Raw genomic sequence first — 21,248 nt, forward strand, 5'->3', positions numbered from 1 at the left:
ATCAGGCCGAGCGGCGGCTGGTCGCCTCAACGCAGGCAAAAAAGACGCCGTAGGGGGGCAGCAGCACCTGGTTGCCGTCGAGGCTGACGTCAAACTCCAGTTGGCTAACCGCCTCACAGTGCTCATAGCCCGCCAGGTCGTAGTGGGCCGGTTCGTCGCCCAGGTTGAACACGCAGAGCAAATGCTGCTCGCCGTAGTAGCGCCGAAAGGCCAGCACCGTCCCCTTGGCCTCCAGCCCTTCCAGGTGGCCTGCCGCCAGGGCAGGCTGATTTTTGCGCCAGTGCAGCAGTCGTCGCCAGGTATTCAGCAGCGATCTGGCATCGCGGTGCTGAGCCGCAACCGATCGCGCCAAATGCGCTTCAGGAATGGGCAGCCAGGGTTCTTTGGCCGTCGTAAACCCGCCGCCGGGAGATGCCGAAGTCCAGGGCATGGGCGTGCGCGACCCATCACGGCCCACCACGTCGGGGTAGAGGGTTTTGCCAAAGGGGTCTCTAATTTGCTCAGGGGCAATATCGCCCGGAATTTCGGCCACCGGCAGCCCCAGCTCGTCTCCCTGCCACAGGCAAAACGCCCCCGGCAGCGACAGCAGCAGCGCCGCCATCAGGTGGTAAAACGCTTCGGGGTAGGGGTTGCCGTGAATGTCTTTTTCGGTCCAGCGGCAGCGCAGCCGACCGTAGTCGTGGTTGCCCACGATCCAGCAGGTGCCGCCATCGGCAAAGCCGTCGACCACCTTTTGCAGAATGTCGCGCATCAGCGCTGCGGTCATTGGTTTTTCGACCAAAAGCCCGCTCTGGTAGGCCAGATGCAGGCGCTCTGTACCGGCGGTATACTGGCTGGCCAGGGCGATCGAGTCCTCGCAGAGGGTAACTTCGCCCAGGGTGACAACGCCTGGGTACTGATCCACTAGCTGGCGAATTGGCTTAATCCGCTCCAGGGTTTCAGGGCGGTTGAAGCTGTACTTCAAGATTTGGCTATTTAAGGGGTTGTCCTTGGGCACGCCGTCGGGCAAATGGGCATCGTCGGGCCGGGGCGGGTTGTCGCGCAGCTGCTCGTCGTGGAGAAAGTAGTTGACGGCATCGACCCTGAGGCCATCCACGCCCAGATCGAGCCAAAACCTGGCCCGCTCCAAAATTGCCGCCAGCACCTCGTCGCTGTGCCAGTTTAAGTCGGGCTGACTTTCTAAAAAGCTGAACAAGTAGTACTGCTGGCGCTGCTCATTCCACTTCCAGGCGCAGCCGCCCGTAAACGATGAGAGCCAGTTGTTGGGGGGCGAGCCGTCGGGCTTGGGGTCGGCCCACACGTACCAGTCGGCCTTGGCATTGTCGCGGCTAGAGCGGCTTTCCTGAAACCACGGGTGCTGGTCAGAGGTATGGTTCCACACCTGATCGACAATCACCTTGAGCTTCATGGCGTGGGCCACCTCCAGCAGGCGCTGAAAGTCGGCCATGGTGCCAAACGGCTCACCGATCTTGCGCATGTCGGTGATGTCGTAGCCGAGGTCTTGCATCGGCGATTCGTAGATGGGCGTCAGCCAGAGGGCATCTACGCCCAGACTGGCGAGATAGTCGAGCCGCTCCACAATGCCGTTGAGGTCGCCCTTGCCATCGCCATCGGTATCTAAAAAGCTCCAGGGCGAGATCTGGTAAATGACGGCATTTTGCCACCATTCGTCATCCTTAGTGGCGTGATTTGCGTCTTCCCATTGCCAGTCACGACGATTGATGACCGGAACGCGCCACCAGGTTTTTTCTGCGATTTTTACCATTGGCCCACTTTGCTTGAGTTCTGCTTTCAGCGTGATTACGGCGACCACGTCAAAACACCTGATGAAATTGTTGCTGGGCAAACCGTTAAAGTCATCTAACCCTGGGTAGTCATTGGTGAAATCGACGCTACCGACTGCGAACCGGCAGAGGTGCGGATGGTCGCCAAAGATTACAGCCGACCGTCTCACTCGCTTTACCTAGCTAAAGGCCAGCTCTGGCATAGGTACAGCCAATTTTGGTTGTCAAAATTGGCGTTTAGAGCATTAACTACTGGCTAGATTTAGCGCAGCTGCCCGAGTTTTTTAGGTGGCAATAGCGATCGCCTCAACTTTTATAAAACAGGCTCTAAGCCCAGAGATAGACGCCTTCTCTAACCGTGGCGTCTATTCTGGCCATAGCTAGTCTACGGGTAGAGCGAGCCAGTGACTGTTAAAGACGTATTTAGAGCCTGAACATGCCGATCTAGACCGATCGCAAGTTAGCGGTGGCCCAAACTTGACTGGCTTACCTGATGAACAAATGGTCTAAACATGCTTTACAGAACCCTCGGCAATACCCAAGAAACGGTTTCAGCCATTGGCCTTGGCGGCTTTCATATCGGTAAGCAACAAGACGAGCAGGAAAGCCTTCGCATCATTCGCAGCGCTATCGATCGCGGCATTACCTTTATGGATAACTGCTGGGACTATAACGAGGGCCTCAGCGAAATTCGGATGGGGAATGCGCTGCGGGATGGCTACCGCGATCGCGTCTTTTTGATGACCAAAGCCGATGGCCGCACCAAAGCCTCAGCGGCACAGCAAATTGACGAGTCGCTAAAACGGCTGCAAACCGACCACATCGATCTTCTTCAGTTTCACGAGGTGATTCGGCTAGAAGATCCAGACCGCATTTTTGCTGAAGAGGGAGCCGTTGCGGCATTTCGAGACGCCAAGCAGGCCGGGAAAATTCGCTACGTTGGCTTTACCGGCCACAAAGATCCGCTGGTGCATCTGCGCATGTTAGAAGTTGCCCGGCAGCACGATTTTCAGTTCGATACCGTGCAAATGCCGCTCAACGTAATGGATGCCCACTTTCGCAGTTTTCAACACTACGTTTTGCCGGTGCTGCTGGAGCGCGGCATAGGTGTTTTAGGGATGAAATCGATGGCCGATGGGCACATTCTCAAAAGTCATGTGGTTTCTGCCATAGAGTGCCTTCACTATGCCCTCAACCTGCCGACTTCGGTCGTTATCACGGGCATCGACAGCATGGAGATTTTAGACCAGGCCATTCAGGCCGCTGAGTCGTTTAATCCCCTGAGTGCTGAGGCGGTGACGGAGCTGCTGTCGCGCACGAGGGCGGTGGCAGACTCTGGTCAGTACGAACCGTTTAAGACCGACAATATATTTGATGCCACCGCCATGAACCCAGAGTGGCTGGGCGTTTCCGCCGCGTAGGCAAAACTGCTGTGGCTGATGCTACAGGCTGTCGCACAGCCTCAAATCCGACGCTTGAGCACCACCAGGGTAATGTCGTCGTAGATGGTGTGGTCGCCGATGTGAGCGTATACATCAGCAACGATGGCGGCGCGACTGCTGCTCTAGCTCCCAGCTGTACTGCACACAGCGCGAAACCTCTCCCAGCATGTCAATCACAACGGCGGCGTGAAAGCTCTCGGCCTCGACCCCCAGCCAGGGCAGCGGTTGAATGCGCCCTGGGCTGGATTGCACAATGCGAAACTGGCCGTCGGGCTGGGCCTGCTCCACCGCCTGCCGCCACAGGTAAACCTGAGTATAGGCGCTTTGGATGGGGGCGCTGGTCACCCGCTCAGGCCCGTAGCGCTGCTTAAAGTTGGCCACAAACTGCCGATTGGCGGGTGTATCTAGACTTTGAAAGTATAGCGCTGGCCAGTTCGCTTAGGACATTACTGACTGCCTGTAGCCAAGCCTGGGACAGCGAACTGGCGTATAGCCATCGCCCATAGGCTACCTACGAAAACGTCCTGACCGTTGTGGCGACGGCTATAGCTGTCTGGCACTCCAGGCCGCACCCCGATAGTTACCAATCACTTCCCCCTTGCGGGTTTCAACCGTGGGCCAGTGGCACGCATATTCGGCACCAAGAAAACGTAGTTGCATAGGAGAACCTTTGATTACTTAATAGTTGGATTTCAAACGCAAACGCAACCAATGCACTACAGGGTCGACCAAATTATGGCCGAATAACGTTAAGAAGTCCTGATATAAGCATTAAATTGACAAATTTGTTACAGAAATTTTTAGATTTTTATAATGGTAAAATTACTCGCTTTTGAATACCCCCTCCCTTGACCCCAGACCAGCTTGATGGAGGGGTTATTGCAGCCGTTGATTTAGGTACGACGTGTGAATCTATGAATGTGCAAATTTGGGCTGCATCCGTGCAGCCTTTGCTTACTAGCTCTACAAGAGCGATCGCAATCGTATCTGTTTCTTTCGGGCCTAACCTTTGAGTGGTCAGCGGCCAACGAAAGGCCGATCGCACCATTCTGGCCAGAACAGAGTTTTGCTGCGAAGAAATCAGCTCGCCTGCGTTGGTTGAGCGGAGTCGAAGCCAACGCGGGCGTACCCTGAGCGGAGTCGAAGGGTACGCCCGCCCACAGCTAGAGCTTTGATTGAAAAGCTAACTCCCAACCACCGACTCTATTTTGGCGGCGTCATCTTCCACCGCTTCTGACACCTCAGCAACGGTGGGTTCGTGGTGGCTAAACACCAGCGCATCATCCTGCAAATCAACGGCGATCGTAGCTCCCTGGGCAAAGGTCGTCTCCAGAATCTTGGTGGCGATCGGGTTTTCGAGCAGCCGCTGAATCGCCCGCTTGAGGGGGCGCGCGCCGTAGACCGGGTCATAGCCGCTCTGGGCAATGAAGTCGATCGCGGCGTCGGATATATCCAGCCCGATCGCCTGGTCAGCCAGGCGGCGCTGCACCCGACGAATCTGCAGGGCCACAATCTTGCGCAGCTCGCTCTTGCGCAGCGAGTGGAACAGAATCAGATCGTCTACGCGGTTGAGAAACTCGGGGCGAAACTGCTTCTGCAGAACTTTGAGCACCTGAACGCGCATTTCGTCGTAGCGATCGTCGTCGCCCGCCAGCTCCAGAATGTGGTCGCTGCCCAGGTTGCTGGTCATGATCACCACGGTGTTGCGAAAGTCAACCCGGTGGCCCTGGGAGTCGGTAATGCGGCCGTCATCAAGCACCTGCAGCAGAATGTTGAACACGTCGGGGTGGGCTTTTTCGACCTCGTCGAGCAGCACCACCGAGTAGGGGTGACGGCGCACCGCCTCGGAAAGCTGACCGCCGTCTTCGTAGCCGACGTAGCCGGGGGGTGCCCCCACCAGCCGCGACACGGCATTTTTCTCCATGTACTCCGACATGTCGATGCGAATCAGGGCGTCTTCGGTGTCGAACAGAAACTCAGCCAGGGCGCGGGCCAGCTCGGTTTTGCCCACCCCGGTCGGCCCCATAAACAGGAAGGACCCGAGGGGGCGGCCCTGGTCATTCATGCCCGCTCTGGCGCGGCGAATGGCGGCGGCTACGGCCTCAACGGCTTCGTCTTGACCAATCACCCGCTCGTGCAGGTGCCCCTCCAGCTGCAGCAGCTTCTGCCGCTCTGACTCCATCAGCCGGTTGACCGGAATGCCCGTCCACTTGGCGACGATTTCGGCGATGTCGGCCTCGGTGACCTGCTCGCGCAGCAGGGTGTTGCCCTGGGCCTGGAGTTCAATCAGCTGGGCCTCTAGGGTTTCGCGATCGCGCTGTACCGACTCCAAACTGTCGTACTTGAGTTTGGCGGCCTTGTTGAGGTCGTAGGCCCGCTCCGCCTGCTGAATCTGGAGGCGAATCTGGTCTTCTTCTTCTTTGAGGGCGTTGATGGCGTCGAGGGCCTGCTTTTCACTCTGCCACTGACCGCTAAACTCAGCCTGCTTGGCCTGAAGCTCAACAATTTCTTGCTCAATGCGGCCCAGTCGAGCCCGCGAAGCAGCGGTCATAGAGCCGTTTTCGGCCTCTAGAGAAAGCTTCTCCATCTCCAGCTGCATCAGGCGGCGATCGATGCCCTCTAGCTCCTCGGGCTTGGAGGTGATCTCCATTTTGAGCTTGGCGGCGGCTTCGTCGACCAGGTCGATGGCTTTGTCGGGCAGAAAGCGATCGGAAATGTAGCGGTCAGAGAGCACCGCCGCCGCCACCAGAGCGCTGTCGGCAATCTCGACGCCGTGGTACGACTCGTAGCGTTTTTTCAGCCCCCGCAAAATAGAGATCGTGTCTTCGGCGCTGGGCTGGCCCACGTATACCTGCTGAAAGCGGCGCTCCAGGGCGGCGTCTTTTTCGATGTGCTTGCGGTATTCGTCGAGGGTGGTAGCGCCAATGCAGCGCAGCTCGCCCCGCGCCAGCATCGGCTTGAGCAGGTTGCTGGCATCCATGGTGCCCTGACCCGCCCCGGCCCCCACCACCGTGTGCAGCTCGTCGATAAACAGCACAATCTGCCCGGCGGAGTCGGTGACTTCCTTGAGCACCAGCCGCAGCCGCTCTTCAAACTCGCCGCGAAATTTGGCCCCGGCAATCAGCCCGCCAATGTCGAGCGAAATCAGGGTGCGCCCCTTCAGCGACTCGGGCACCTCGCCATTGATAATGCGCTGGGCCAGGGCTTCGGCGATCGCGGTTTTGCCCACCCCCGGCTCGCCGATCACCACCGGGTTGTTCTTCGTGCGCCGAGAGAGCACCTGAATCACGCGGCGAATCTCGTCGTCGCGACCAATCACGGGGTCGAGCTGACCGTCGCGGGCCAGCTGGGTCAGGTCAATGCCGTACTTTTCGAGCGCTTCGTACTGCGACTCGGGGTTTTGGTCGGTCACCTTCTGGCTGCCGCGCACCGCCTGCACCGCCGCCATCAGCTCTGGACCTTCCACATTAAAGCCGCGCAATAGCCTGCGGCCAATCCGCTCGTCTTCCTGAAAGCCCAGCAGCAGGTGCTCGACGGAAATGTATTTATCTTTGAGGGTTTGCCGGGCGGCTTCGGCCTGATCGAGCATGCGATCGAGGCTCTGGCCCAGATATAAATTGCTGTCGAGGCCGGGGCGCACCCGGGCCTGGCGCTTGGCAAAGGTCTCTAGCTCGTCGAGAATCTGGTCGCTGTCGAGGCCAGCCTTATCCAAAACTTTGTGGGCCAGCCCGTCTTCTTCCTGGTCGAGCAGGGCAATAATGACGTGCTCGACCTCCATATACTGGTGCTTGCAGCGGCGGGCCACATCCTGAGCCTCAACGATGGCATCCCAGGCTTTGGCGGTAAATTTATCGGGATCGGTTGGCTGCATAATCTCCGTGGGCAGGCAGGCGCGAGCTTTGCTTTTTGTAACGGTTGGACGTTCAGTATATCAGTTGGGCGCTGGGGCTGAAGAGGCGGTCAACCGCTGGGCAAAGTATCGATCATACGTCTGCCTGCACGATGGCACCTGCTGATTAAATTTTATCAATCCGACCGGCTTGTCATGGGGAATGCAAGGTGTGTCTTCTCAACGTACCGCAGCCGATATGACTAAGGTGCTGAAAAAGCTACAGTTTTTGTCGGTATAGCCAGATTCACCTGGGTTAGGACATCAATAAAGCCCAAAAACGTTCAACCGTTTGGACGCTCGTCTGATACGAAACCCTGCTTGGCTGCACCCGATTAACTGAGGGCAAACCACCGTTTGCCCCTACAGGTTGGCCGACTGAATATCAGGGGCGTGGAATTCGGATTTGCCCTGAAAATAGCCGTTCCCTGAGCGGAGTCGAAGGGAGCGGAGTCGAAGGGAACGGCCTATTTTTATCTTTGGGGGTGCTGCGCCAGCGGCATGGACGATTGGTATGGCATTAAAGCGTGGTTAATCTGAAGCCAGCAGTGCCGTGACCGCGGCGGCGGTTAGGGGAGGCGACAGCAGATAGCCCTGGCCGAGTTCGCAGTCGAGATCCTTGAGCCACTGCAGCTGTTGATCGGTTTCGATGCCTTCGGCGATCGCGGCTAGCTGCAGCTGGTCGCTCAGGCTGACTACGGCCTGCACAATCTTATAGTTTTTGTCGCCGGGCTGCATGTTGCCGACGAACGACTGGTCAATTTTGAGATAGTCGGCAGGCAGGTTGTAAAGATAGCTCAGGGACGAATATCCCGTGCCAAAGTCATCGATACTGATGCGAATACCCAGATCTCGAAACTGCTGCAGCAGGCCGATAGTATTTTCAATATTGTCGATCAGCATGCTTTCGGTGATTTCTAGGGTCAATGAGGTGGCCGGTAGCTGAGTCTGACTGAGAATTTGCCGAACGATCTCCAGCAGCGTGGGCTGTCGTAAATCTTTGCCCGACAGGTTAACACTGACTCTCAGGTCTGCCCGATCGGGAAACTGGCGCTGCCAGCGGGCGACTTGCCCACAGGCTGAGTGCAGCATCCACCGAGTGATCGGCATGATCAGCCCGGTTTCTTCGGCGACAGGAATAAAGTCGGCAGGAGAAATGAACCCTCGGGTGGGATGCTGCCAGCGGATCAGGGCTTCAAACCCGCTCAGCCGCCGGGTCTTGAGATCGACGATGGGCTGATAGTAGGCGGCAAATTCCTGCCGATCGATCGCGATGCGCAGATCATGCTCCAGGGTCATGCGCTTGACGGCCTGGGTGTGCATCTCGACATCAAAAATTGCGTACCTGCCCCGACCGCTGGCTTTGGCGCGATAGAGGGCAATATCTGCATCCCGCATTAGATCAGAGGCGTTGGTGTAGTCATTTGTGCCCCAAACAATGCCGATGCTGGTGGTGATAAAGACGCTGTGATCGTCGACTACGGTTGCGCCCTCAAACTCGGCGAGCAGGCGTTCGGCCATGTGAACAGCGGCCTGGATGTCGGCAATATACTCGAGTAGAATGACGAACTCGTCTCCCCCTAGGCGGGCGACTAAATCTGTGGGTCGAACGATGTTGAGGAGCTTTTGGGCAACCGTCATCAATAATTCATCCCCAACCAGATGCCCCAGGCTGTCATTGATCACCTTGAACTGGTCCAGGTCGAGAAACAGGAGGGCGAAGTGATAGGTGTCTGAGCGGTGTACCCGGCGAAGCGACGACTCCAGCTGATCGGTCAGTAAGGCGCGGTTGGGTAGATCGGTGAGCGTGTCGTGAAGGGCACTGTATATGAGTTGTTCCTCTGCCTGTTTGCGATCGCTGATATCCAAATTTGCCCCAACCATTCGCAAGGGCCGCCCGTCAGCATCGCGCTGCACCAGAGCAAAAGAGGCCATATGCCGGATCGTGCCATCGGGCCAGATAATGCGAAATTCAGCGGCATAGTCTTGCTGACTAGCCCATGCTTTTTGCTCTATAGCGTTGATCACGGGCAAATCGTCGGGATGCACTCTCGACTGCCAGGCGGTGTAGATGTTGCTAAAGTCTTCTGGGCAAAGGTTGTAGAGCACAAACATCTGCTCATCCCAGACCAGGTGGTCGTTGACCATGTCCCATTCCCAGATGCCCATGTCGGCAGACCGGGCCGCTAACCCTAAGCGGTTAGTCACATCCTGAAGTTGCGCTTCGGCCTGCTTGCGTTCGCTCACATCTAAAATCACCGTGTGCCAGAGCACAGAGCCATCCGGTTGGCGAATCGGCTGGCCAGTTGCCTGTAACCACTTGCGGCGACCCGATGGCGTTGTAATTCGCCACTCATGATTCCAGGTTGTTAACCTCTGGGCAGACTCCATAACCGACGCTTGCATGGCGGGCAAGTCTTCTGGGTCAATCACGCTCCAGAGCAGGCTAGCATCTTGCTCAACCTCGTGAGCCTCAACTTCCCACAGCTGGTAGCAGCCAGGGCTCATATAGAGCACCGCATCTGTGCCGTCTGGGCGCAGCGTGTAGCGAAAGAGGGCTCCTGGAACGTTGGCGGCCATATTTCTAAAGTTGGCCTCGCTGGTTTGCAGGGCCGAAAACGAAGCCTGGAGCTGCTGAGTCATCTGGCTGAAGGAATGGCTCAACTCGCTGACTTCGCGAGTACGGTTGGTGACGATCGCGTCGCCGCTCTGGGCTGACTCCAGGGAGCCCTGGGTGATAGCTTTGGCCGCCTGATTGAGCTGCAGCAAAGGCCGCGTAATCCAGCGGGCCGTGAGTATGCTCGACCCGGTGGCCAGGGCTAGAGCCCCCAGGCACAGCCAGATAGTATTGCGGGTATTGGCGTCAATCTGCGCCATAAAGTCGGCTTCGGGTGCCACCACCACAATGCGCCAGTCCAGCGCCGTATATTCCTGCAGGGGCGTGACTTTGACAAAATCTCGCTCACGATTGGCAATCAGTTCAAAATTTTGAGCCGTGTCTAGCACCGCCAGAGGACCAGCCTGGTCTAGTAAGGTCTTGGCGGCAGCACGGGTGAGCGGGTGTTGGCTTTCGGTAGCCTGGAGCAGCTCTTTGGTTGCGACGCCGTCGCGGTTGACCAAGCGGTACAGGCGCTCGCCGGTAGAGGTGGCAATCAGTCGCCCCGCCCCGTCTACGATAAACACCTGGCCTGACGGGCCAATTTTGATCGATTCTAAAAACTGGTCGATCTGCCTTAGGGCGATCGTGGTGCTGAAAACGCCGAGCAAGCTGCCGCGATCGCTATACAAAGGCCGAGCCGCCGTAATCGCCAGGCTCTCCGTGCTGCGGGTGGTGTAAACCTCGCTCCAGGTGGGAACCTGAGCCTCTACGGCGGCTTTGTACCAGGGCCGCTGCAGCACATCTCCGGGCTGTAAATCAATCTCCTGCAGCAGCTGACCAAACGCTCCCCGCTCGTTGGTGCTGTAGTACTGCAGGTTGTCGTCGGTGGCCTCGTCAATCACCCCGATCTGCAGGCTGCCATCGGCTTCCCGCCTGGCCCCAATGTAGTGCCCCTGGGGATTGGCAAACACGGTAAAGTTGACGGGCTCAAAGACCTGGAGTGACTTGACCAAATAGGGGCTGAGGGCGCGAACATCGCCTGTGACATCGATATGTTCGAGCTCCACATTGTTAGCGTGAAGCGTGTTTAGCTGTTTAGGTATCTCTAGAAAGGTAGGAATGCGATCGCGGGTCAGGGTGCTGACGTCATCCAGCAGCTGAATCGCCACGTCGTGGACGGCTTTTTCGCCATTGCGAATCGAGAGCCATGCGGCCAATCCTACCGCTGCCGAAACCTGAGCCACAAAAGGAATGATTAAGACCAGCCTGAGCGGTGCTTTGGCGAGTAAGCGATGCATCGAGTGCGCTTTTCTAAGAGCTTTCTATCTGGCTTTGACTGACCTAGCCGCATCTGCAGGTCTGAGTTTGATGATGGACAGATCTCCGCCTCAGGTTATCAGCGTGAACCGAGTTTTATATTCCTAATGGTTACGCACTTTAAAGTGCTCGGGCTGGACGCAGGTAGGCGAACGGTTTGGCTTTTGTAAAGTTATACCAACGGGTGAATTTTCCTCCAGACTACCCGGCCCTGGACTTGGCCGCAGCCCTAGCTGGAGGGGGGCTGCTCTTGACCGAGCCAGTCGGGTGCAAAGGTGACGATGCCATTGCGCCCCTGCTGCTTGGCCCGACAGAGGGCCTGGTCGGCCTGCTGAATGAGCACCGCTGAGGATTGCTCGCGGCGGGGGGTGAGGGTGCTGAGGCCCAGGCTGAGGGTAATTTGAGCGCTCACCGTCGAGGCCCGGTGGGGAATCGCCCGCGCCGCGATCGCCTGGTGGATGTGCTGAGCGACCGCGATCGCCCCCTGGCGATTGGTGTTAGGCAAGAGCACCGCAAATGTTTCGCCGCCGTAGCGGGCCAGCAGATCGGTGGGGCGACCGACCACCTCCTGCGCCGCCTGGGCAATGGCGTAGAGGCAGTTGTCGCCCTGCTGGTGCCCGTAGGTGTCGTTGTACGGTTTGAAGTGGTCAATATCAAACAGCAGCAGCGACAGGGGCAGGCGATCGCGGCTGAGACGGCTCCATTCTTCGTCCAGGCGGTCATTAAAGCGGCGGCGATTGGCAATTTTGGTCAGCGGATCGATGTGGGCTAGCTGCTCCAGTAGCCCCGTCGCCTGCTGGAGTTCGCGGTTGATCTCGGTGAGGCGGGCCTCGGCCCGCTGGCGCTCCAGCAGCTCGACCTGGAGCTGTTTGACCAGATCGGCCTGCTGAATGGCGATCGCCAGCTGCACGGCAATATCTTCAACCAGCTCAACTTCGCCCCCCTGCCAGTAGCGCGGCCCCTGACAGTGGTGAATGACAATCAGCCCCCACAGATCCAGCCCCTTGTGCAGCGGTACGACCAGGGTGGCCCGCACCTGAAACTGGCTAAACAGCGAGGCGATCGCGGCCAGCGGCGGCATCTCGTCTGGGTCCTGCAGATTGCGAATGGCCAGGCTGCCCCCCTGGGCGCGAACGCTCAGGTAGTGGTTGCCAAAGCCGTAGTGCGGCACCGGCGTCGCCATCACGGCATCGACGCCAGGGGCCACCGCCTCAGAGACAAACCCGCCGCCGACCGCCTCGTCAGCCCCCTCATTGGCCTGGGTAAAGCGAAAAATGCCGACCCGGTCGGCCTCTAGACCCTGGCGTATTTCCTGGGCGGCCACGGCAAAAATTTGAGGTAGCTCGAGCGATTCGCGAATGTGCTGAGTGATCTGGCTCAGCGCTATAGCCCGTTCGTACTGCTGCATGAGGGTGGCCTCGGCCAGCTTTTGGCCCCCAGTGGCGGCCTCGGCCAGCTTTTTGGCCCTGAGAATCTGGTCTTCGTACTGCATGCGCTGGCGAATGGGAATCACCACGCAGTCGTTGATGGGCTCGTCGTGGCGCTGCTGCCGCACGCCGTTGAGCAAAATGGGAATATCGTCACCCGATCGCGATCGCAGCGAAAAGTAAAGCTCACTCGCCGCTCCCTGCATGCGCAGCATCGGGAACACGTGGGTCTGGTAAAAAATGCGGCTGGCCATGGGCAAAATGGCGATGATGTTTTGCCCATGCAGAGCACCCTGCTCCCAACCCAGCAGCTGACACAGGGTGCCGTTGACGTAGTCGATGATGCCGTCGTCGCGCACCGACAGAAACCCGCAGGGAGCCTGCTCAAGCCTGGGGTCTACGCTTTGGGGTGCCGACGCGGGGTTAGAACCAAGATTAACCATAGGTTGAGGTCAGGCTGGCCGCCTCCAGATAGGTTTTAATATGCTGAATCGTTTCTTCGGGATGGCTCATGTGGGGGCAGTGGCCGGTGGCCGCCATCAGCGTCAGGGTGCTGTGGGGCAGGTGGCGGTGCAGATAGCGACCCACCTCAGTGGGGGCGATCGCGTCCTCGGCGCACTGCAAAATCAGGGAAGGCACCGTTACCCTGGCCAGGTCGCTGCGGTTGTCGCCGTAGAAGGTGGCCCTGGCAAAGCGGGTGGCCGTTGTGGGGTCGGTCGAGCAAAAGCTCTCCTCTAGCTCCTGGCCCAGCTCGGGGCGATCGGGGTTTTGCATCACCAAGGGGGCCAAAAAGTGGGCCCAGCCGAGGTAGTTTTTCGCCATGATGTCGAGCAGCTGGTCAATGTCCTGGCGCTCAAAGCCGCCAATATAGCCGTCGTCGTTGATGTAGCGGGGCGACGGGCCAATCATAATCAGCCGCTCAAAGCGATCGGGGGCCGCGATCGCCGCCAGCAGACCAATCATGCTGCTAACAGAATGGCCGACAAAAACAACCTTTTCTAGCTCAAGGGCCGCACAGATTTCCAGCACATCCTGGGCATAGCCGTCGAGCTGGCTGTAGCGCTGCGGGTCGTAGGCCTCAACCTCTGACTTGCCCGATCCAACATAATCAAATAAAACGAGCCGATACTCAGCCTCAAAAGCTGGGGTAATAAACCGCCACATGGTCTGGTCGCAGCCAAACCCGTGGGCCAGCATCAGGGGCCGCTGCCCCTGCCCAATTACCCTCACGTTGTTGCGACTCAACACATCCACTGACATAGCCTACCCCTGTACTCCAGGCGTTGATCGGTTGCCCTAGCATTCCCAACTGCTACAGCGCAAAAGAAACCTCAACCGACGCGCTAACTCGTATTTAAATGACGTTAACCATCGTAGTTTTTCTCAACAATTGCCCACAAAACGCTGCGACAATGCTACGAAAACGGTCCCCCAAAAGGCCCCTGTTTGGGCCTAATCTCTAGGCTACACCGCCAATCGTTGAATGGGCTAATGACGCAAAAATAGCCTCGACAGTGGTGCTGGGCAGACGCGCGCTGGGGCTGCGACTGAACTATTTTTAAGCGGTTAAAAATTAGTGCAACCAGCCGTTCGGTGTCTTTTCCCCATGGGCGTAAAGGTCAACGGGAAAGCGCCTCAACTAACCAGCAATGTCCCCTCCTTAGCCAGCCAGACGGGCTCAACCACGCCTTAAAACAGCGGCTTTTCTAGTAGCGAATGCGCGGATCGATGTAGGCATTCAAAATATCGATCGCAATGCTGATCACCGCCACAATCATGGCAAAAAACACCATCAGCCCCTGCACCACTGGGTAGTCGCGCTGGGAGATCGCCTCGTACAGGCGGTTGGCCAGTCCCGGCCAGGAGAACGTCACCTCCGTCAGCACTGCGCCCCCCAGCATGGCCGCAAAGGTCAGCCCCAGAATGGTGACCACCGGAATCATCGCGTTTCTGAGGGCGTGCACCAGCACAATCCGCCGTTCGGGAATGCCTCGCGCCCGCGCCGCCTCTACGTAGTCTGCCGCCAGGGTTTGCTTCAGGTTGACCCGCACCATGCGCTCAAACACGCCGCTGATTAAAATCCCCAGAGTTAGGCTGGGCAGCGCCAGGTAGTAGAGGGTGGTGGCAAACGCGCCAAAATCGAGCGTCAGCAGGCTATCGAGCAGGTACAGCCCGGTCGGCCCGTCAGGCGGGGTAGCCCGCAGCGGGTAGCGAGTGCCAATGGGAAACCAGCGCAGCTGCACCGCAAAAATGAGCTGCAAAATCATGCCAAACCAGTACATTGGGATGGCGTAGGTAATGATGCCAAACAGCCGCCCCCCGGCGTCGAGCGGCGAGTTGGGTCGCGAGGCCGCCAGGGCACCCACGCCCACGCCCACCACCGTCGCCACAATCATGCCGCACACCGTCAGCTCTACCGTAGCCGGAAAGTGCGCCTGAATAATTTCCCACACCGTCTGCCCCTGGGTGGCCAGCGAAGACCCCAGATCCAGCCGCAGCAGATCGCCCAGGTAGTTGAAGTACTGAATGATCAGGGGCTGATCGAGGCCGAGCTGCGATCGCATCGCCTCTTTCGCCGCCGCTGGAGCCCTGGCCCCCAGCAGCGCATCCACCGGGTCGCCCGGCGTGGCCCGCAGCAGCAAAAACACCACCGTGGTGATGGTCAAAATCATCAGCGGGGCCAGCAGCAGCCGGGTGAAGACGTAGTAGCGCAGAGCGGCGGAGCGGGAGGACATGGGGGGTTATCCTCGACTGATCTGCCAGAGCAGAAACTGCTGGGTCGGCTCTACGGCGACGCCCTCAATGCCTTCCTGGGCAAAGACGTAGTCTTTGTTTTGCCAGAGGGGAATGTAGGGCACATCGTCGGCCATCATCTGCTGGAGATCGGCAATGAGCTGTTCGCGAGCGGCGGGGTCTTGTTCGGCCTGCTGCTGGGCGACTAGCTCGTTGGCTTTGGGGCTGTAGTAAAACGACCCGTTGGCCTGGGACGGGCCTTCTTCACAGAGGTTGTTGCTGCCCGTTTCGCAGCTCAAAAAGGGTTGAATGAACGTGTCGGGGTCGTAGTAGTCGGGGTACCAGTTAGCCAGAATGATCGGGTAGATGCCTTTGCCGACGTTCTCCCAGAGGGTGGCCCCTTCGGTGTTTTGCACGCTGACCGTGACCAGACCGGGCAGCCCCGCCTCGATCGATTCTTTCAGGGTGTTGGCGACGATGCTGCGGGTGGTAGACGCGGAGGGATACCAGATTTCCACGGTCAGGGGGTTGGCCTCGGAGAAACCGGCTTCGGTGAGCAGGGCCTCGGCCTTGGCAAAGTCGCCGTCGCCGTAGGCCTCTTTGAACACCGGCTCAGCAATGTCGAAGCTGGCGGGGATCAGGCTGTAGAGCGGCTCGGCCTGGCCCTGAAAGACGCGATCGTTGAGCAGGGGGCGATCGACCATGGCTGCGATCGCCTGGCGCACCCGTACGTCATCTAGGGGCTCAATCTTCTGGTTCAGCGCCATGTAGTTGATCACGTTGGTGCCCGCCTCGATCACCTGCCAGCCGCCGGAGCTTTCTTCGCGCTCCAGAGCCGCCACCTGTTCGGGGTCGAGGGTCTGGTAGGCCACATCCAGCCCGCCGGTTCTAAAGGTGTTGTAAAGGTTGGCGGGGCTGGTAAAGATCTGGATGTCGATGCCGTCGTTGGCGGGGGCATCGCCCCAGTAGTCTTCGTTGACGTCGAGCTTGATCGAGTCGCTGGTGAAAGAGGCCAGCTTGTAGGGGCCAGTGCCCACAAACTGGTCGGGCCTAAAGCTGCCGGTGCCGATTTCGTAGCTCTCGGGCGAAACCGGGGTGACGCCCGAGAAGCTGAGCAGGGCCGGAAAGGCGGCAAAGGGAGACTTCAGCGTCAGCGTCAACTCATACTCACCCGTGGCCTCGACAGCGGCAATTTTGTCGGACAGCAGGTAGGCGGGGCGACCGCCGTTCTCCATAAACCGCTGGATCGAAAAGGCCATCACCTCGGCGTTGAAGGGGGTGCCGTCGTGGAGGGTGACATCGTCCCGCAGAGGAATGGTGTAGGTCAGCCCGTCGTCGCTGACGGTGGGCAGTTCGGTGGCCAGCTGGGGCACCAGGTCGGTGGTGCCGGGCTCGTAGGTGTAGAGGCGATCGCCCAGGTTGTAGAGCAAAATGCCGGGGAAGGTCTCGTAGGCGTCGGCGGGGTCGAGGGTGCGAGCGGTGAGGGTAGTGCCAATGGTAATGCGGCCATCCCCAGATGCCCCAGCGGCATCGTCAGCGGCGGGCTGATCGTTGCCCGCACAGCCGATCGCGATCGCAAAGCACAGACCAAACAGCCCCACAAACTGCGCCACCCGCCGCCACTGGCGACTAGCCCAGAGGCGCTGACGATTCTTAACCCACGACGCTAAAGTCATCACGTTTATCTAACTGGCCAACATTGGCATAGTTGTATCACCCTTTGGGGACGAGGGGGAGTGGGGTAGGCGGGGAGATGAGGGGATGGAGGGATGAGGGGATGGAGGGATGAGGAGTTTATACACCTTCCTCACTTCCCCTTCCTCACCTACCCCAACGCCTCCTCCACCTTGCTCGACGAAAACCGCCGCCACAGAGCATCGGTGACTAGGTGCGACAGCAGCCCCAGGGGGCCAGCAAACAGGCACAGGGCGAGGGAGTGGCGGGTGAAGACGCCGCTTTCCTGGCCCTGCCAGTAGATCCAGCGGCCTACGAAGAGGTCAAATACGACGAAATGCACCCAGCCGGTGGCGGTGACATGGGGGTTGGCAAAGAGGGCGGCCAGGTCGCTGAGGCTGAGGTTGGGGTCGGAGAGGGCTTCGATACCCTGCACGTTGCTAAAGCTGGTGACAAACAGAAACAGGTACAGCCCGGCCAGGGCGGCGAAGGGCAGAAAGGAGGCCATAACGGTGCGGGTGAGCTTAGTGTTGGGCACCAGCACCATCAGGGTCCAGAAGGGCAGCACGAAGAGGTTGGCACCGCTGAACAGCAGGTTTAACAGAGGGGCATCGACAGTCATAGGGGACGGGGTTAGTGATTTTCAAAACGTCTCATCCCAGTGTAAGGAGTTTCGGCGTGGCTGAATTGAGGCATGGATTTGGGTAGGGGCAAACAGCCGTTTGCCCTGCGAGGGAGGTTGAATGTTCGATTCATATCTATGTTCAGTAGCGCCCATCGCGCTGGCTGTAGCGCAGCACATCGCCAGGGTCGGGGCGGATGATCAGGCCGTGGGCGGGAATATCGATCGCGTGGCTCCAGCTGATGCGCTCCAGGTAGCCGAGCAGGTGCAGGCGATCGATCGCGTGCTGGGCATCTTCGGGGGCACCGACCAGGTAGTGGCGCAGGCGGCGGTGGCGCACCACCGCGATCGCGTTTCTGAGCAGCAGAGCCTGGGCCGCCTCGGTGGCCGGAGGCGAGCAAAACGATTGAGTTTGCAGCATTTCAAAACGTCCTTAACGAGGGTTATTCCGTCGGGGCGCAAGCATTGCGCCCGATGCAACATCTATGCCTGTGGCTGGCGATCGGCTCCACAGGCAGCAAAAACTGGCCCCCGCAAATGCAGATGGCAAAAGAACAGGATCGGTAACGGTAGAATGGGGCACGACAGCCAGGAGAAGGCTACGCAAAATGCGATACAGCCTTCCCTGAAAGCTCATGTCTCATTTTGAGGCTTTATTTCGAATATGTCAATCTGAGGCTTTGATTTGAGACCCCCACTATTTCCCAATGGCTGACGAAAGCGCTCCACAGGCAGAATCAAAGCTCTCACCCATAGAGGTTTTGAGGTTAGAGCGCACCAAACTGACTCAAGATGAGTTGGCGGTTCGCTGCGGCATACCCCGCTCTACCTATCAGCGTTGGATTGCAGGCAAGACCGAAGCGAAATTAAGCCTTGCCCAGCTTAAAGCGCTCGGTCGGGAGTTAGGACTTGAACGAATAGAAGATATTCCAGACAATTTTTCGGCTAGGTAAGTGCGATCGCAGCCTACTCCACGCGTAGGGTGCATTCCCGGCCTACAAATTCGCGCAAAGCCCCAGAGATACTGCCTTGGGGCCGCAATGCACCGCTCACTATGTCGTGTGATTCGCTTGACGTAAGCGGTGCGTTACGGCCAGGGCAAAGCGCACCGCACCTTCGCCGAGTTGGCCTAGGGCCGGGAACGCACCCTACGCCTAATCGAGCTTTCGGAGAGTTCGATGGGCTAAAACCTTTGTTTTTGGGACGCCTTGACAGGGCTGGCGGTGCTCACCCTACGAGCTGCTTTTGGGGCGTTTTGGCAAAAAGGCTCGGCCTTTCGAGAAGAGTGCTCGGCGTTTGGGGTAAATAACCCGGTGCGCCGAGAAAAGTGCTCGGCATTCCGAGAAAATAACTCGGAACTTGGAGCAGATCGCTCGGCGTGCCGAGAAAAGTGCTCGGTGCTTCGAGAAAATTACTCGGCGTTTGGAGAAATCTGCTCGGCGTGCCGAGAAAATGACTCGGAACCTGGAGCAAACCGCTCGGAATCTCGCCCCCTGCGCCTGAAGACTGAGGTTAAGATTGACCAAACCGCCCCGTCATCGCCGCCGCCGCCAGCTCTGCCACCGATGCCCAGCATTTTTATCTCCTACCGCATCAGCGACAGTGCCGACATTACAGGGCGCATCTGCGACCATTTGGAGCGGCGCTTTGGGGCGGGGGAAGTATTTCGCGATGCCCTGTCCATTCGTGGGGGCAACGACTACCGAGACGACATTCACCAAGCCCTGAATGCCTGCCGGGTGCTGGTGGTGGTGATTGGCCCCGGATGGCTGAACGCAGTGGATGCTGAGGGCAACCGCCGCCTGCCCCAGCCCGACGACTGGGTGCGGCGCGAAATCGAAACGGCCCTGGGCCGCGACATTCCTATCCTGCCGCTGCTGGTGAACAATGCCTCTCACCCCACCGCCGAGGACTTGCCCGACAGTCTGGAACCCCTAACCTACCGCCAAAACCTGCCGCTCCGCTCGGCCCTCGAATTTCAGGATGATATGGATCGCCTGATCGAGCGGCTGGGGGAACTGGTGCCGGCGACTTGTGCCCTGGTGGCCGTGCCCCACAACTTGCCCCGCAGCGGTGCGGTGGAGTTTGTAGGTCGTGAAAGCGATCTCGCTAACCTGCACACCCAACTCCATCAGTCGGATCGCGTTGCTATTACTGCTCTGCGCGGCATGGGGGGCATTGGCAAAACCGAGCTAGCCCTGCGGTATGCACTACGTCAACTCAAAGAAGGCACGTACCCTGGCGGGATCTGCTGGCTGCAAGCCAAAGAGCAAGACATCGGCACCGAGATTGTCAACTTCGCCAGTGACCATTTGGGGTTGACCGTGCCTACCGATATAGACCTACCCCGTCAAGCGCAGTTTTGCTGGCGTAGTTGGCCCAGCGATGGCGATGTGCTGGTGGTGATAGATGATGTCAGCGGCCCCGACGACAATGCGGCCTATGCCGCCATTAAGCCTTACCTGCCGCCGCAGGAATCCCGCTTTCGGGTATTGCTCACGACTCGCCTGCAACTAGGCGCATCCATCCAAACGGTGCAGATCGATGTGCTGAGCGAGGCGGCATCGCTAGAGCTGCTGAGGTCGCTGATTGGGGCTGAACGAGTAGACCAGGAACTCGACACCGCCAAAGCCCTCTGCGAGTGGCTGGGCTACCTGCCCCTGGGGCTAGAACTGGTGGGCCGCTTTTTGGCCCGCAAGCCGGGGTGGACTCTGGCCAAAATGCAGCAGCAGCTCAACGAGAAACGGCTGGAGGTCAAAGCTCTGTGCCAGGCCCAGTCCGACATGACCGCCGAACACGAAAGCATCGCCGCCGCCTTTGAACTGAGCTGGCAAGACCTGACACCCGTAGCCCAAGAGCTGGCCTATCGCCTGAGCCTATTTGCCCTGGCCCCCATTCTTTGGGAGTGGCTGGAGGAGTGGTACGAGGGCACCGACCCTGACGAGCTAGAAGACTGGCGCGATGAGGAGTTGGTCAACCGCAGTTTGGCAACGGTAGTCAGCGCCAGCGGTGCCCCGGTAGAACTGCAACTGCACCAGCTCATTCGAGAATTTTTTCGCAGCAAACTGGAGCAATGGGAAGGAGCGGAGGCGCTAAAGCAGGGCTACTGCCAGGCCATGGTAAAGATGGCTCAGCAGATACCACAAACCCCGACTCGTGAGCAGATTTTGGCCGTGACAGCCGCGATACCGCACCTGGCGGAGGCGGCTACCACTTGGCAAGCATGGCTGACGGAAGAAAATGAGGGATTGGTTTGGCCCTTTGTGGGGTTGGGGCGGTTTTATGCAGGGCAAGGGGCTTACGGGCAGGCAGAACCCTGGTGGCAAGAGTGTTTGGCGGTAACGCGCGATCGCCTTGGCGACGATCATCCCGATGTGGCGACGAGCATGAACAATCTCGCGGGATTATATCGGTCGCAGGGCCGCTACGGGGAGGCGGAACCGCTATACCTGGCAGCGATAGCAATTGCTTATCAACGGTTGGGAGAAAACCATCCCAACATGCAAACCATTTTTGGTAACTTTGTCGGCTTCCTGCAAGCTGTTGTTGCCGATGGTCAAACCTCTATCCTCTCCGACCACCCCATCACCCAAGACCTGCTGCGACAGGTTCGAGAGCAATAACAGAGTGCGTAGGGTGCTGTCGCGGCCCCACCATCCCCCGCCGCCCATCGTCCTCTCCTGGCAGGCCGCACCGCACCGCCCACCCATATCGAGTTTCCCCGTAGCGCAAGCGGTGCATCCAGTCTTTTACCACCGAGC

13 protein-coding genes and 1 pseudogene are annotated in these 21,248 nt (G+C 58.7%); 3 read left to right on the forward strand and 11 right to left on the reverse strand.

What is annotated here, in order from left to right; genetic code table 11:
- Nucleotide 1: 1 nt before the first annotated feature.
- Nucleotides 2-1,765, reverse strand: a complete 1,764-nt coding sequence (locus tag ACQ4N7_RS11365) for an alpha-glucosidase family protein (RefSeq protein WP_430711774.1) — start codon at nt 1,763-1,765, stop codon at nt 2-4.
- 531 nt (nt 1,766-2,296) lie between these two features.
- On the opposite strand from ACQ4N7_RS11365, the gene ACQ4N7_RS11370 reads away from it, so the two are divergent.
- Entirely contained in the window at nt 2,297-3,205 is a 909-nt protein-coding gene (locus tag ACQ4N7_RS11370) for an aldo/keto reductase (protein ID WP_430711718.1), read from the forward strand.
- Nucleotides 3,206-3,319: 114 nt separating this feature from the next.
- Here ACQ4N7_RS11370 and ACQ4N7_RS11375 read toward each other — a convergent pair.
- The 10 genes and pseudogenes from ACQ4N7_RS11375 to ACQ4N7_RS11420 all read right to left on the reverse strand — a co-directional run.
- Nucleotides 3,320-3,640, reverse strand: a pseudogene (locus ACQ4N7_RS11375) (transporter substrate-binding protein); the annotation flags it as partial.
- Nucleotides 3,641-3,769: 129 nt separating this feature from the next.
- Entirely contained in the window at nt 3,770-3,886 is a 117-nt protein-coding gene (locus tag ACQ4N7_RS11380) for a DUF4278 domain-containing protein (RefSeq protein ID WP_430711719.1), read from the reverse strand.
- A gap of 523 nt (nt 3,887-4,409) precedes the next feature.
- Nucleotides 4,410-7,097, reverse strand: a complete 2,688-nt coding sequence (clpB, locus tag ACQ4N7_RS11385; protein ID WP_430711720.1) for an ATP-dependent chaperone ClpB — start codon at nt 7,095-7,097, stop codon at nt 4,410-4,412.
- Between the two features lie 549 nt (nt 7,098-7,646).
- Nucleotides 7,647-11,012, reverse strand: a complete 3,366-nt coding sequence (locus ACQ4N7_RS11390) for an EAL domain-containing protein (RefSeq protein ID WP_430711721.1) — start codon at nt 11,010-11,012, stop codon at nt 7,647-7,649.
- Between the two features lie 248 nt (nt 11,013-11,260).
- Complete coding sequence (locus tag ACQ4N7_RS11395) at nt 11,261-12,901, reverse strand: diguanylate cyclase domain-containing protein (RefSeq protein WP_430711722.1); 1,641 nt, start codon at nt 12,899-12,901, stop codon at nt 11,261-11,263.
- Nucleotides 12,894-13,718: an alpha/beta fold hydrolase gene (locus tag ACQ4N7_RS11400; RefSeq protein ID WP_430711723.1), complete on the reverse strand. Its 825-nt coding sequence runs from the start codon at nt 13,716-13,718 to the stop codon at nt 12,894-12,896. Before ACQ4N7_RS11400 ends, ACQ4N7_RS11395 begins: the two co-directional genes overlap by 8 nt.
- A 446-nt stretch (nt 13,719-14,164) precedes the next feature.
- Nucleotides 14,165-15,193, reverse strand: coding sequence for an ABC transporter permease (locus tag ACQ4N7_RS11405; RefSeq protein ID WP_430711724.1), 1,029 nt, complete (start codon nt 15,191-15,193; stop codon nt 14,165-14,167).
- A 6-nt stretch (nt 15,194-15,199) separates the two neighbouring features.
- Nucleotides 15,200-16,867 carry an ABC transporter substrate-binding protein gene (locus tag ACQ4N7_RS11410; RefSeq protein WP_430711725.1) on the reverse strand — a complete coding sequence of 556 codons (1,668 nt, stop codon included), beginning with the start codon at nt 16,865-16,867 and terminating at the stop codon, nt 15,200-15,202.
- A gap of 149 nt (nt 16,868-17,016) precedes the next feature.
- Nucleotides 17,017-17,487: an ABA4-like family protein gene (locus tag ACQ4N7_RS11415; RefSeq protein WP_430711726.1), complete on the reverse strand. Its 471-nt coding sequence runs from the start codon at nt 17,485-17,487 to the stop codon at nt 17,017-17,019.
- 142 nt (nt 17,488-17,629) lie between these two features.
- Entirely contained in the window at nt 17,630-17,908 is a 279-nt protein-coding gene (locus tag ACQ4N7_RS11420) for a hypothetical protein (protein ID WP_430711727.1), read from the reverse strand.
- 286 nt (nt 17,909-18,194) lie between these two features.
- Here ACQ4N7_RS11420 and ACQ4N7_RS11425 point away from each other — a divergent pair, with 286 nt between their 5' ends.
- Together ACQ4N7_RS11425 and ACQ4N7_RS11430 are read left to right on the forward strand one after the other, a co-directional pair.
- Nucleotides 18,195-18,440 carry a helix-turn-helix transcriptional regulator gene (locus ACQ4N7_RS11425; protein WP_430711728.1) on the forward strand — a complete coding sequence of 82 codons (246 nt, stop codon included), beginning with the start codon at nt 18,195-18,197 and terminating at the stop codon, nt 18,438-18,440.
- Nucleotides 18,441-19,052: 612 nt separating this feature from the next.
- Nucleotides 19,053-21,110 carry a tetratricopeptide repeat protein gene (locus tag ACQ4N7_RS11430; RefSeq protein ID WP_430711729.1) on the forward strand — a complete coding sequence of 686 codons (2,058 nt, stop codon included), beginning with the start codon at nt 19,053-19,055 and terminating at the stop codon, nt 21,108-21,110.
- The last annotated feature ends 138 nt before the right edge of the window (nt 21,111-21,248 follow it).

It is taken from the genome of Nodosilinea sp. AN01ver1 (assembly GCF_050565655.1).
In the GTDB taxonomy this organism is placed as follows: domain Bacteria; phylum Cyanobacteriota; class Cyanobacteriia; order Phormidesmidales; family Phormidesmidaceae; genus Nodosilinea.

What these genes read in the sequence shown, in the direction of transcription:
- ACQ4N7_RS11410 (WP_430711725.1), bottom strand. Translation starts at nt 16,867, where the DNA reads ATGACTTTAGCGTCGTGGGTTAAGAATCGTCAGCGCCTCTGGGCTAGT.
- ACQ4N7_RS11425 (WP_430711728.1), top strand. Translation starts at nt 18,195, where the DNA reads ATGGCTGACGAAAGCGCTCCACAGGCAGAATCAAAGCTCTCACCCATA.
- ACQ4N7_RS11430 (WP_430711729.1), top strand. Translation starts at nt 19,053, where the DNA reads ATGCCCAGCATTTTTATCTCCTACCGCATCAGCGACAGTGCCGACATT.
- ACQ4N7_RS11380 (WP_430711719.1), bottom strand. Translation starts at nt 3,886, where the DNA reads ATGCAACTACGTTTTCTTGGTGCCGAATATGCGTGCCACTGGCCCACG.
- ACQ4N7_RS11415 (WP_430711726.1), bottom strand. Translation starts at nt 17,487, where the DNA reads ATGACTGTCGATGCCCCTCTGTTAAACCTGCTGTTCAGCGGTGCCAAC.
- ACQ4N7_RS11365 (WP_430711774.1), bottom strand. Translation starts at nt 1,765, where the DNA reads ATGGTAAAAATCGCAGAAAAAACCTGGTGGCGCGTTCCGGTCATCAAT.
- ACQ4N7_RS11370 (WP_430711718.1), top strand. Translation starts at nt 2,297, where the DNA reads ATGCTTTACAGAACCCTCGGCAATACCCAAGAAACGGTTTCAGCCATT.
- ACQ4N7_RS11420 (WP_430711727.1), bottom strand. Translation starts at nt 17,908, where the DNA reads ATGCTGCAAACTCAATCGTTTTGCTCGCCTCCGGCCACCGAGGCGGCC.
- ACQ4N7_RS11405 (WP_430711724.1), bottom strand. Translation starts at nt 15,193, where the DNA reads ATGTCCTCCCGCTCCGCCGCTCTGCGCTACTACGTCTTCACCCGGCTG.
- ACQ4N7_RS11400 (WP_430711723.1), bottom strand. Translation starts at nt 13,718, where the DNA reads ATGTCAGTGGATGTGTTGAGTCGCAACAACGTGAGGGTAATTGGGCAG.
- ACQ4N7_RS11390 (WP_430711721.1), bottom strand. Translation starts at nt 11,012, where the DNA reads ATGCATCGCTTACTCGCCAAAGCACCGCTCAGGCTGGTCTTAATCATT.
- clpB (WP_430711720.1), bottom strand. Translation starts at nt 7,097, where the DNA reads ATGCAGCCAACCGATCCCGATAAATTTACCGCCAAAGCCTGGGATGCC.
- ACQ4N7_RS11395 (WP_430711722.1), bottom strand. Translation starts at nt 12,901, where the DNA reads ATGGTTAATCTTGGTTCTAACCCCGCGTCGGCACCCCAAAGCGTAGAC.